The 12,432-nt window shown below is 39.5% G+C and carries 10 protein-coding genes; 5 read left to right on the top strand and 5 right to left on the bottom strand.

Annotated features, from left to right (window positions below):
• Positions 1–143 precede the first annotated feature (143 nt).
• Both gltB and D1094_RS05860 read left to right on the top strand, forming a co-directional pair.
• The gene (gene gltB / locus D1094_RS05855) at positions 144–4,604 is read left to right on the top strand and encodes a glutamate synthase large subunit (RefSeq protein ID WP_118959168.1); all 4,461 of its coding nucleotides are present in this window, start codon (positions 144–146) and stop codon (positions 4,602–4,604) included.
• Between the two features lie 30 nt (positions 4,605–4,634).
• Positions 4,635–6,053, top strand: a complete 1,419-nt coding sequence (locus tag D1094_RS05860) for an FAD-dependent oxidoreductase (RefSeq protein ID WP_118959169.1) — start codon at positions 4,635–4,637, stop codon at positions 6,051–6,053.
• Positions 6,054–6,140: 87 nt separating this feature from the next.
• Here D1094_RS05860 and folA read toward each other — a convergent pair whose 3' ends face one another.
• The 4 genes from folA to rplU form a co-directional block, all read right to left on the bottom strand.
• On the bottom strand, positions 6,141–6,629 hold the full coding sequence (folA, locus tag D1094_RS05865) for a type 3 dihydrofolate reductase (RefSeq protein WP_118959170.1): 489 nt from the start codon (positions 6,627–6,629) through the stop codon (positions 6,141–6,143).
• A gap of 85 nt (positions 6,630–6,714) precedes the next feature.
• Positions 6,715–7,872, bottom strand: a complete 1,158-nt coding sequence (gene cgtA, locus D1094_RS05870) for an Obg family GTPase CgtA (RefSeq protein WP_118959171.1) — start codon at positions 7,870–7,872, stop codon at positions 6,715–6,717.
• A gap of 231 nt (positions 7,873–8,103) precedes the next feature.
• Complete coding sequence (gene rpmA, locus D1094_RS05875) at positions 8,104–8,361, bottom strand: 50S ribosomal protein L27 (protein WP_118959172.1); 258 nt, start codon at positions 8,359–8,361, stop codon at positions 8,104–8,106.
• A gap of 16 nt (positions 8,362–8,377) precedes the next feature.
• A complete protein-coding gene (gene rplU / locus D1094_RS05880) occupies positions 8,378–8,689 on the bottom strand; it encodes a 50S ribosomal protein L21 (RefSeq protein ID WP_118959173.1) in 312 nt (103 codons plus the stop codon).
• A 243-nt stretch (positions 8,690–8,932) separates the two neighbouring features.
• Here rplU and ispB point away from each other — a divergent pair, with 243 nt between their 5' ends.
• Positions 8,933–9,904, top strand: a complete 972-nt coding sequence (ispB, locus tag D1094_RS05885) for an octaprenyl diphosphate synthase (RefSeq protein WP_147361057.1) — start codon at positions 8,933–8,935, stop codon at positions 9,902–9,904.
• A 223-nt stretch (positions 9,905–10,127) separates the two neighbouring features.
• On the top strand, positions 10,128–10,535 hold the full coding sequence (locus tag D1094_RS05890; RefSeq protein WP_118959175.1) for a bacteriohemerythrin: 408 nt from the start codon (positions 10,128–10,130) through the stop codon (positions 10,533–10,535).
• Positions 10,536–10,645: 110 nt separating this feature from the next.
• Here D1094_RS05890 and mdh read toward each other — a convergent pair whose 3' ends face one another.
• The gene (mdh, locus tag D1094_RS05895; protein WP_118959176.1) at positions 10,646–11,581 is read right to left on the bottom strand and encodes a malate dehydrogenase; all 936 of its coding nucleotides are present in this window, start codon (positions 11,579–11,581) and stop codon (positions 10,646–10,648) included.
• 278 nt (positions 11,582–11,859) lie between these two features.
• Between mdh and argR the strand changes: the two genes are divergently transcribed.
• Complete coding sequence (gene argR / locus D1094_RS05900) at positions 11,860–12,333, top strand: transcriptional regulator ArgR (protein WP_118959177.1); 474 nt, start codon at positions 11,860–11,862, stop codon at positions 12,331–12,333.
• Positions 12,334–12,432: the final 99 nt, after the last annotated feature.

The following is a 12,432-nucleotide window of genomic DNA, read 5'->3' on the forward strand; positions in this document are numbered from 1 at the left end:
TATTTAAATTGACCTTTCACCTATTAGTCGGTAATGTTGAAAGTTCCACTTACTTTAAATAAGAGTATTTATGCATTTTTTTCATGCCTTTATTCTCTTCCATTCGTCCTGTGAGTAAGTTGAATATATTTTAGGAGAAAAAAATGCAGCTTTATGATCATAGCGTCCAAAAGGACAATTGTGGCTTTGGCTTAATTGCCCATCAACAAGGTGAAACCAGTCACAAATTAATTAAGACAGCTATTTCTGCTCTTGATCGTATGCAACATCGCGGCGGTATTGCTGCCGATGGTAAAACAGGTGATGGTTGTGGATTATTATTACAAAAACCAGATAGTTTTTTCCGCGCCGTCGCTGAAGATAATAATTGGAAGCTAGGTAAGAAATATGCGGTTGGGATGATTTTCTTAAATCCAGATCCAATCGAAGCTGCATTATCTAAAAAGGTTCTAGAAGAAGAACTCGCCAATGAGAGCTTAACTCTAGTCGGTTGGAGAACAGTACCTGTTGATACCTCAGTATTAGGTGAAATAGCCTTAGGCAATTTACCAAAAATAGAACAAGTATTTGTTGATGCACCTCCAGGATGGAGAAATAGAGACTTAGAACGTCGCTTATATATGGCACGTCGTCGTGCAGAAAAACGTATCACTGATGACAGATTCTACGTTGCCAGTCTGTCATGTTTAGTAACTATCTACAAAGGCTTAATGATGCCGGTAGATTTACCAAACTTTTATTTAGACCTTGCTGATATTCGTATGCAAACAGCAATATGTGTATTTCATCAACGTTTCTCAACCAATACTTCTCCTCAATGGCATTTAGCACAGCCATTTCGTTACTTAGCTCATAATGGTGAAATAAATACCATTAATGGTAACCGTCAGTGGAGTCGTGCACGTACTTACCGATTTAAGTCTCCGCTATTACCTGATTTACAAGATGCCGCACCTTTTGTTGGTCAAAGTGGCTCAGATTCTTCATCATTAGATAACATGCTAGAACTATTTTTAGCTGGTGGTATGGATTTATACCGTGCAATGCGTTTGCTTATGCCTCCTGCTTGGCAAAACAATCCCTTAATGGATGACGAATTACGTGCTTTTTATGAATTTAACTCGATGCACATGGAACCATGGGACGGCCCAGCAGGGGTAGTTATGACCAATGGCCGTCATGTGGCCTGTAACTTAGATAGAAACGGTCTGCGACCTGCCCGCTACGTTATTACCCGAAACGGTTTTATCACCTTAGCTTCTGAAGTTGGTATTTGGGACTATGGTGAAGATGAAGTCGTAGAAAAAGGACGCGTTGGACCCGGCGAAATGCTCGCTTTAGATACCTACACAGGTAAGTTGTTTAACTCGTCTGATATTGATAACGATCTTAAAGAGCGCCATACATATCGTGACTGGTTAAACAAAAATATTCGACGCCTTGTGCCATTTGACGAACTTGAAGCCAACCTCATTGGCACGCGTGTTTTTTCAGATGAAGAAATGGCGCAATTCCATAAAATGTTTAATTACAGTTATGAAGAAATTCATCAGGTGATTAAAACACTGGCAGAAAATGGTCAAGAAGCTACAGGTTCTATGGGTGACGACACGCCAATGGCTGTGCTTTCATCACAACCACGCACCATTTACGATTATTTCCGTCAACAGTTTGCTCAAGTTACTAACCCACCAATTGATCCATTACGTGAACGTTATGTCATGTCATTAGGTACCTGTATTGGTCGTGAGCATAATGTTTTTAATGAAACCTCAGGGCATGCCGATCGTATGCTCTTTTCAACGCCTGTACTTATGTACACAGGCTTGAAGCAATTAAGAGAGCTTGATCCTGAGCATTATCGTTCTGACACGCTAACATTAACCTATGATGCTGAAGAAGGTCTAGAAGCAGCCATAAAACGACTTTGTAATGAAGCAGAGAATTTAGTAAGAGATAAGCACACTGTAATATTAGTTTTATCAGACAGACAAATCCATCCGGGTTTACTCGTTATACCTGCAGCAATGGCTGTTGGTGCTGTACAAAAACGGTTAGTCGACCAACAACTTCGTTGTGACTCTAACATTATTGTTGAAACCGCCTCAGTACGTGATTCACATCAATACGCTGTACTACTTGGATTAGGTGCAACGGCAATTTATCCGTACTTAGCGTTTGAGACCATTGAACAGCTAGTAGAGCAAGGTCAAATTGATTTAAGTGCTCGCGATGCTATTGTCAATTACCGAGAAGGCATTAATAAAGGCTTGTTGAAAATCCTATCTAAAATGGGCATCTCAACAATTGCCAGTTATCGCTGTGCTGGCTTATTTGAAGTTATCGGTCTTAATGACGACATCATGCAATTGTGTTTTAGCGATTTACCAAGTCGAATTAAAGGTGCTGACTTTAAAGATATTGAACAAGACCTGATTAACTTAGCACGCAAAGCCTTTTTACCACATCAAAAAATGAGCCATGGTGGTTTATTAAAATACGTTCATGGTGGTGAATATCACGCCTTTAATCCTGATGTGGTTAACTATTTGCAACGTGCAGTACAAAATGGCGACTACAGTGACTATAGAAAATTTGCCGAAGAAGTGAATGAGCGCCCTATCGCTATGCTTCGTGATTTACTGCAATTTAAAGAAGACACTGAACAAATCAGTTTAGATAAAGTAGAAAGCGAAAGTGAAATGTTTAAACGCTTTGACTCTGCTGCAATGTCTATTGGTGCATTAAGTCCAGAAGCACATGAAGCTTTAGCTATCGCAATGAACCGTTTAGGCGGTTATTCTAATTCAGGTGAAGGTGGTGAAGACGAACGCCGTTTTGGCACCGTTAAGAATTCTCGTATAAAACAAATTGCCTCAGGCCGATTTGGCGTAACACCGCATTATTTAGTAAATGCTGACGTGCTACAAATTAAAGTAGCACAAGGCGCTAAGCCTGGTGAAGGTGGTCAATTGCCGGGTGATAAAGTATCTCCGCTTATCGCTAAATTGCGTTATTCAGTCCCTGGCGTCACCTTAATATCTCCACCGCCACACCATGACATTTATTCTATTGAAGATTTAGCTCAGCTAATTTTCGATTTGAAACAAGTTAACCCGAAAGCTGTCATTTCAGTAAAACTGGTTTCAGGCCCAGGTGTTGGTACTATCGCTTCTGGGGTTGCTAAAGCCTACGCCGATTTCATTACGATATCTGGTTACGATGGCGGTACAGCTGCTAGCCCGCTAACCTCAGTTAAATACGCGGGTTGCCCTTGGGAGTTAGGTTTAGCGGAAGCGCACCAATCACTAGTAGAAAATGGTTTGCGTCATAAAGTACGCCTGCAAGTTGATGGCGGTTTAAAAACCGGCGTAGACATTGTAAAAGCCGCTATTCTAGGTGCTGAAAGCTTTGGCTTTGGTACAGCGCCTATGGTTGCTTTAGGGTGTAAATTCTTAAGAATATGTCATTTAAACAACTGTGCAACAGGTGTTGCTACACAAGATGAAGTATTACGTGAACAGTTCTTTAAAGGCTTACCTGATCAAGTCATGAATTACTTTAAGTTTATTGCTCGCGACGTGCGTGAAATATTAGCCAAACTTGGTGTTGAAAGCCTAACTGATATTATTGGTCGTACTGACTTGTTAGTGCAGGTAGAAGGCATCAGCGCTAAGCAACAAAAGCTTGATTTATCACCTATTATTGCCCCTGTTATCGCTGGTGAGCATACGGCATTACATCAAACAGAAAAAAATACTGCCTTTGATGAAGGCAAGTTAAACCAACAAATGTTAGCTGCTTGCCAAGATGGGGTTGCCCATAGTAGTGGTGGTGAACACCGCTTTACCATACAGAATACTGATCGTTCAGTAGGTGCTACCTTATCAGGTGAAATTGCACGTCATCATGGTGACCAAGGTATGGCAGCTCATCCAATTACCATTCACTTATCGGGTACTGCTGGCCAAAGTTTTGGTGTGTGGAATGCAGGTGGTTTACACCTGAACCTAACGGGCGATGCCAATGATTATGTGGGTAAAGGCATGACCGGTGGTAAGTTAACCATTAAACCACCTCGCGGTGTTGAATATTTAAGTCATAAAACCATGATCATGGGTAACACCTGTTTATATGGAGCAACTGGCGGTAAATTATACGGTTGTGGCCGAGCGGGTGAACGTTTTGCTGTTCGTAACTCTGGTTGTCATGCCGTTATTGAAGGCACTGGTGATCACGCCTGTGAATACATGACAGGTGGCGTTGTGGCCATATTAGGTAAAGTTGGCGTTAACTTTGGTGCTGGTATGACTGGTGGTTTTGCTTATGTGTTAGATGAAACTAATGATCTTGATGTGCGTTTAAATAAAGAGTCTATTGAAATGCTAGCCATCGATGAACTAGCTATTCACCAAGAACACTTACGCGGCATTATTAATCAACACTTTGAAGAGACAGGTAGCTTAAGAGCCCACGAAATTTTACATGATTTCGATACCTTTGCACCTATGTTCAAACTTGTTAAACCTAAAGCTACTGATGTGAAAACCTTACTTGGTCATCGCAGTCGCTCTAGTGCAGAACTGCGTGTTCAAGCGCAATAATTAATAAGTTGATAACAGAGGAATAAAATTATGAGTAAAAATGTTTATCAATTTATTGATGTAAAACGAATCGATCCAGCGAAAAAATCCATTGCCGATCGTAAAATAAATTTTGTAGAAATTTACCAACCGCTAAGTAAAGATCAAAGTATTGGGCAAGCCGATCGATGTTTGGATTGTGGTAACCCATATTGTGAATGGAAATGCCCAGTGCATAACTACATTCCACAGTGGCTTGAATTAGTCACTGAAGGAAAAATTTTTGAAGCAGCAGACTTATGTCATGAAACCAATAGTCTACCTGAAATGTGTGGTCGAGTATGTCCACAAGACAGGTTATGTGAATCGGCATGTACCTTAAACGATGAGTTTGGCGCAGTGACTATCGGTAATATTGAAAAGCATATTACCGATACCGCGTTAAGCCAAGGTTGGAAGCCTGATTTATCACACGTCGTTAAAACAGGAAAACGCGTTGCCGTTATTGGCGCTGGACCTGCCGGTTTAGCCTGTGCTGATGTGTTAACCCGAAACGGTGTTGATGTTGTGGTTTTTGACCGTCATGCGCAAATTGGTGGCTTGCTTACCTTTGGTATTCCGTCATTTAAACTTGAAAAAGAAGTCATTCAAACGCGCCGCGAAATACTTGAAGGCATGGGCATTGAATTTAGACTTAACACCAATGTCGGTACTGATATTAGCTTTAGCGACCTAAGCAACGAATATGACGCAGTTTTCTTAGGTCTTGGTACTTATAAAGACATGACCGGTGGTTTTGATAATGAAGACGCTGAAGGCGTTTATAATGCGTTAGATTTCTTAATTGGTAACACACAACAATTAATGGAAATCACTGAAAATGCTAAACCTTACGTTAATTTTAAAGACAAGAAAGTCGTCGTTCTTGGTGGTGGTGATACCGCCATGGATTGTGTACGAACCTCGATTAGACAAAATGCTACTGAAGTGACTTGTGCGTATCGTCGTGATGAAGCCAACATGCCAGGCTCACCTCGAGAAGTGCAAAACGCCAAAGAAGAAGGGGTTAACTTTGCCTTTAACTTGCAACCTATTGATATTGCGGTTGATGAGCAAGGTACAGCCATTGGCGTGCGCTTTGTTAAAACACAACTAGGCGCACCTGATACTAACGGCAGACGTAACCCAGAGCCCATTGAAGGCTCAGAATTTGTCATGGAGGCCGACGCCGTAGTGATTGCCTTTGGTTTTTTACCCAGCCCACCACAATGGATGATAGATGCAGGAATAGAGCTAGATTCTCGTGGCAGAGTACTCGCTAGAGACAACTCTGAATTTGCCCTGCAAACCAGTAAACAAAATATTTTTGCTGGTGGTGATATGGTACTTGGCTCTGACTTAGTAGTTACCGCAATTGATCAGGGTCGAAAAGCAGCGCTAGGTATTTTGGATTTCGTAACCAGTAATTAACTAACCAGTAAATAACTAGCTAGTAATTAAGTAAAAAGCCGATAACAGATAATGCTATCGGCTTTTTATATGCTAAATATTGTCTATTTAAATACGTTCATAAACACAAAAGTCTAGTTGATAAGCATTTTTTTCATCACTTGGTCTAACTTCACTACTAACCTTTTTCCAGCTGCCATCGTTATAATCAGGAAAGCGAGTATCCCCATCAATTTCAGCATCAATATGAGTAATGTAAAGTCGTGTTGCAGCAGGTAAACAATGCTTATAGATTGCGCCACCGCCAATGACCATTATTTCAGCGACGTCTTCAACAAGTGCCAGTGCTTGCTCAACAGACATTACCGTATCAATGCCGTCTCTTTGATAGTTTTCGTCACGAGAGATCACAATATTTCTTCGCCCAGGTAAAGGTCTACCAATAGATTCATAGGTTTTTCTCCCCATGATTATCGGCTTACCTAAGGTCACTTTTTTAAAGTAGGCTAAATCAGCTGGTAGGTGCCAAGGCATGTCATTGTCTTTACCAATCACGTTATCAGCAGCTGTTGCCACTATCATAGATAAAATTGTCATCTTGATCCTAAAAATATGTTTTGATCGTTCACTATTAAAAAAGGCTGTGATTCATCATCACAGCCTTCGTCATATATTCTTGTTTTTATGGGCGATATTCAACTTCTACATCGTAGTCATCTTCGTCCCAATCATCGTCATCAAGATCATCAGAAAGATCATCCATAGCATCTTGATGGTAAGTATCCCATTTAAAGTCAACAGCTTTCTCTTCTACTGTTTCTTCAACTTCTTCTGGTAACTCTTCAATGAAGGTCATCACTTTTTGACAAAGTGATTCAGTTCCCATCTTATTAAAGGCTGAAATACTATAAACATTACCTTCCCAGCCTAGGCCTTCGATAATACTGTCAGTTAATTCTTTTGCTTCTTCTTCTAATAAAAGATCTAGTTTATTGAAAACGATCCAACGTGGCTTATTTGCTAGCTTTTCATTATGCTGTTCAAGCTCGTTGATAATAGTCTTGGCGTTTTCTAAAGGATCTGAACCATCGGCTGGCATTACATCAATCACGTGAAGTAATATTCGACAACGCTCTAAATGCTTTAAGAATTGAGTTCCTAAGCCAGCTCCATCTGCCGCACCTTCAATTAAACCAGGAATATCGGCAATAACAAAACTACGTTGTGAGTCTAAACGTACTACACCTAAATTAGGCACTAAGGTAGTAAATGGGTAATCTGCCACTTTAGGTTTTGCCGCTGATACGCTGCGAATTAAGGTCGATTTACCAGCATTAGGTAAACCGAGTAAACCAACGTCTGCAAGTAAAAGTAATTCAAGTTTTAAGTTACGAATTTCACCTGCGGTACCATCAGTTTTCTGTCTGGGTGCACGGTTAGTACTACTTTTGAAGCGGGTGTTACCCAAACCATGCCAGCCACCTTTGGCCACCATAAGTTTTTGATCTTTTACCGTTAAGTCGCCTATTTGTTCGCCAGTATCTTCATCAACACAGCGCGTACCGACTGGCACTTTCAAGAATAAATCATCACTGCTTTTACCTGTACAGTTACGACTACGTCCATTTTCACCACGTTTTGCACGGTGAAAACGTTCAAAGCGATAATCAATTAACGTGTTTAAGCTTTCATCGGCAATAAGGTATACATCACCGCCATCGCCACCATCGCCACCATCAGGGCCGCCAAATTCAATATATTTCTCTTTACGAAAACTGACACAGCCGTTGCCGCCATCGCCTGCTTCAACTCTGATTTCAACTTCATCAACGAATTTCATGGTGTTTAAACAACCTTAACTTGTTAGTACATTAACCTGTACTAGTATAAACGATTTAGATCTTATACCAAACCTATTAAGTTATTTCTCATTAGCGCTTAATGAGTAAACTTACTGGGTTGTTATTTTACCAGCGATCTAAATTAATTAATCACATATCAGTCTATAAAACCTTATATGCAAAAAAAAACCTCGCTGAGAAGCGAGGTTTTTATCAAATCGTTTTCTTAATTAGTCAGCAATGATGCTAACATATTTACGATTCTTTGGACCTTTAACTTCAAATTGAACTTTACCGTCAGATAAAGCAAATAAAGTGTGATCTTTACCAATACCCATGTTGTTACCAGCGTGGAATTTAGTACCACGTTGACGAACAATAATGTTACCAGCTAAAACAGTTTCGCCACCAAAACGCTTAACACCTAGGCGTTTAGCTTCAGAATCGCGACCATTTCGTGTACTACCTGCAGCTTTCTTATGTGCCATGTCAAAATGCTCCTAATTAGCCGTTAATACCAGTAATCTTCACTTCAGTGAACCATTGACGATGGCCCGCTTGTTTACGTGAATGCTTACGACGTTTGAATTTAACAATAGTAACTTTGTCTGCACGACCTTGGTTTACTACTTCTGCTACTACTTTACCACCAGCAACGTAAGGTGCACCTACGTTGATGTTGTCGCCATTGGCGATCATTAAAACATTATCAAACTCTATTGTTGCGCCTACTTCAAGCTCAAGCTTTTCTAGACGAACTGTTTGTCCTTCGGTTACACGATGCTGTTTACCACCGCTTTGGAATACCGCGTACATAGCTACTCCGTACTGCGCCAATAATATGATGACGCTAAATTTTAAAATATAGGGCGCGAATTCTACGCGAAGATACGATGTAGGGCAAGTATAAATATGATGATTTCTTTCTTTTTTCTAAATTTTATTATTTTCTTCAATAGAATTAAAACTAAGCCCTTTGAAAACTTCTTTCGTCGTCAATTTCGTGTAAACTTTGTCGCATATTATACAGTTTACTAAACGGTCTTTATTTTTTTCATTATGGATGTAAAAGCAATACAAGCATTAACACAAGACGATATGACAGTTGTTAATGATTTAATCTACCAACAACTACACTCTGATGTTGCTTTAATTAACCAACTTGGTATTTACATTGTTAACAGTGGTGGTAAGCGTATGCGCCCCATGTTAACCGTGTTAGCAGCTCGTGCGCTAGGTTATTCTGGTAAAGATCATTGCGCGATCGCTGCGATCATAGAGTTTATTCACACAGCCACTTTATTGCATGATGACGTTGTTGATGAATCGAATATGCGTAGAGGACGAGAAACAGCCAATGCAATGTTTGGTAATGGCGCCAGTGTTTTAGTCGGTGACTTCCTTTATACCCGCTCTTTTCAAATGATGACTAAATTGGCGAATATGCGCATTATGGATATTTTATCTGATGCCACTAATATTGTCGCTGAAGGTGAAGTATTACAATTAATGAATTGTAATGATCCTGACACGACTGAAGAAAGCTATCTACAAGTCATTTATTGTAAAACCGCAAAGTTATTTGAAGCCGCGACACGTTTAGCCGCCGTGATTTCAGGTCAAGATGCAGTTGTTGAGCAAGCAATGACCGATTACGGTAAATATTTAGGCACAGCCTTTCAGTTAGTAGACGATATTATGGATTACACTGCTGATGCGAAAGAAATGGGCAAAAATGTCGGTGATGACCTTGCTGAAGGAAAACCTACGCTACCATTACTTTATGCAATGAAACATGGTACTGACACGCAAAGACAGCTTATTCGTGATGCTATTGAACACGGTAATGGTATGGATCACTTAGATGAAATACTTCAAGCGATGGAAGATACAGGCTCATTAGTCTATACACAAAAACAAGCTGAAATTGAGGCTGATAAAGCCATTAACGCGCTAAGTGTTTTACCTGAATCTTCGTATAAGACAGCGCTGATAAGCTTAGCTCACATTGCCGCAAATCGTACTGCTTAATTATCTTTGATCAGAGCATTGTGCTTAAAATAGCTCAATGCTCTTGTATCAATATCTTGAAAAATCCCTTATCACCTATTTTTATTGATCCATATCAAGCTAGTTCCGCTTAACATTGTTCATTCTATCAACAGCAACTAAGTTATAAGTATCCACAAATAATAAGCTACCACAACTAACACTTAGGCTGTTTATCATGGAAAGCTAATAAAAAGGAAATGTTATGCCGCTGATCACTTGGTCAAAAGAATTAAGCGTAGGTATTGAGAGTATTGATACACAACATAAAGAATTAATAAGAATTATTAACACATTAAATGATGCTATGGACTTGGACGATCCTCGTGATATTTTTAAAAAATCTTTTGCCGATTTAACCCAATACACCAAAACGCATTTTGCCTATGAAGAAGAACTATTCGAGCAATATGGCTATCAGGAGGGTATTGAGCATAAACGTCAGCATGATGAATTAATTGTGCAGCTGTTGGAGCTAAAAGATCGATTTGATCATTACCAAATGGATATGACTGAACAAGTCATGCAGTTTTTGAAAGATTGGTTAACTTTTCATATTCAAAAAAGCGATAAAGAATATAGCCAGTTTTTAGTAAAGCTCGGTGTAAAATAGCAACATCCTGCTGAGAATAAAAACAAAGGTCAACACGCCCTAAAGTTCTGGCATAAAAAAACGCGCTTTACTTTTTCAAGTAACAGCGCGTTTTTATTAGTATGGCTACATTAGCTAGCCATAAAATCAACACCTTCTTGGATGTCTTTTTTCAATGTGTCAAGCATGTCATCTTTTGCTTTCTGTTCAAACGCACTTAGTTCACCGTAAGATAAAATTTCTTCTACGCCATTTTTACCTAAACGTACTGGGTGTGCAAAGTAAGGTGCATCGCCATCTTGAACTTCAACATAAGCGTAATCAACTACGTCTTCACCTTGTAAGCCTTTAACTAAAGACATACAGAAACGAGCTGCTGCTGCGCCCATTGACAATGTAGCACTGCCACCACCCGCTTTTGCATTTACTACTTCAGTACCTGCATTTTGAATACGCGGCGTTAATGCTGCCACTTCTTCTTCAGTAAACGTTGCACCTTCAACTTGTGAAAGTAATGGTAAAATTGTTGTGCCTGAGTGACCACCAATTACAGGTACTTTTACGTCAGCAACATTTAAACCTTTTAATTCAGCAACGAATGCTTCACTGCGAATAACATCTAACGTAGTGATACCAAATACACGGTTTTTATCATATGTGCCAGCTTTCTTAAATACTTCAGCAACAATTGGTACCGTACCATTTACTGGGTTAGTAATAATGCCTACTAAAGCTTTTGGACAGTTAGCAACAATACCTTCCGCTAATGTTTTGATGATACCAGCATTTACGTTGAATAAATCAGCACGATCCATACCTGGCTTACGTGGCATACCTGCTGGAATTAATACGATATCAGCATTTGATAAAGCAGCATCTAAATCATCACGGCCAAAACCAGCTACGTTAACTGCCGTAGGGATATGTGATAAATCTACAGCAACACCCGGAACAACGGGTGCTACATCGTATAGTGATAAATCAGAACCCGCAGGTAATTGAGTTTTTAATAGTAAAGATAATGCTTGACCAATACCGCCAGCGGCACCTAAAACAGCTACTTTCATGTGATTTCTCCGAAGTGTTATGAATTTTATTAAAGTATAATTCACTCATTATGTAAAAGTTGAGTAATTACGTAAAATTTATTGCGCAAACGATATAGTATAAGCAAGTAAAAAACAATTATTATTAACTTACGGTGCGATAACGTATAATAAAACGAAAAATAACAATAAAGAACTCAACTTTAGTATTAGTGCAGTTATTCTAACTTCTAAAGTATAGCAACTTTCACTGGTATGAAACTTGATTACAAGCAATTAGAAAGGTTTTTTAGACAATTATGAGCGGCCAGCAAAAACAAGAAGTGCTAGTACAAGCATTTAAAGATTTATTAAAGCAAGAACAATTTGGTTCACAGGGTGAAATTGTTGATGCATTAAAAGCCAATGGCTTTGATAATATTAGCCAATCGAAAATTTCTCGAATGTTGAGCAAATATGGGGCGGTAAGAACACGGAACGCCCGCCAAGAAATGGTGTATTGTTTGCCAGCAGAGCTAGGTGTGCCAACGGCACAAAGCCCGTTGAAACAACTGGTACTAGAGATTGAGCATAATGATGTAATGATCATTATTCAAACCAGCCCTGGTGCAGCGCAATTAATTGCTCGCTTACTCGATAGTTTGAGTAAGAGCGATGGTGTTTTAGGTACTATTGCAGGAGATGACACTATTTTTATTGCCCCAACCGATGTGACGAAAATAAAAGAAACCATCAATAAGCTTGAAGTACTTTTCTCTAAAAGCTTAAGCTAATCATAAAATATATTCGCAATGCTTTGGCGCACGGTTACTAAACAAAACGTCTGCTAAATTAATCTACTGCTTAAAAAAAGGCATTGCGACTTAGAATCC

This window comes from Colwellia sp. RSH04, from assembly GCF_003545765.1.
Lineage (GTDB): Bacteria > Pseudomonadota > Gammaproteobacteria > Enterobacterales > Alteromonadaceae > Colwellia.

Coding starts and splice junctions, on each gene's coding strand:
- gltB (WP_118959168.1), top strand. CDS start 144: ATGCAGCTTTATGATCATAGCGTCCAAAAGGACAATTGTGGCTTTGGC.
- D1094_RS05860 (WP_118959169.1), top strand. CDS start 4,635: ATGAGTAAAAATGTTTATCAATTTATTGATGTAAAACGAATCGATCCA.
- folA (WP_118959170.1), bottom strand. CDS start 6,629: ATGACAATTTTATCTATGATAGTGGCAACAGCTGCTGATAACGTGATT.
- cgtA (WP_118959171.1), bottom strand. CDS start 7,872: ATGAAATTCGTTGATGAAGTTGAAATCAGAGTTGAAGCAGGCGATGGC.
- rpmA (WP_118959172.1), bottom strand. CDS start 8,361: ATGGCACATAAGAAAGCTGCAGGTAGTACACGAAATGGTCGCGATTCT.
- rplU (WP_118959173.1), bottom strand. CDS start 8,689: ATGTACGCGGTATTCCAAAGCGGTGGTAAACAGCATCGTGTAACCGAA.
- ispB (WP_147361057.1), top strand. CDS start 8,933: ATGGATGTAAAAGCAATACAAGCATTAACACAAGACGATATGACAGTT.
- D1094_RS05890 (WP_118959175.1), top strand. CDS start 10,128: ATGCCGCTGATCACTTGGTCAAAAGAATTAAGCGTAGGTATTGAGAGT.
- mdh (WP_118959176.1), bottom strand. CDS start 11,581: ATGAAAGTAGCTGTTTTAGGTGCCGCTGGCGGTATTGGTCAAGCATTA.
- argR (WP_118959177.1), top strand. CDS start 11,860: ATGAGCGGCCAGCAAAAACAAGAAGTGCTAGTACAAGCATTTAAAGAT.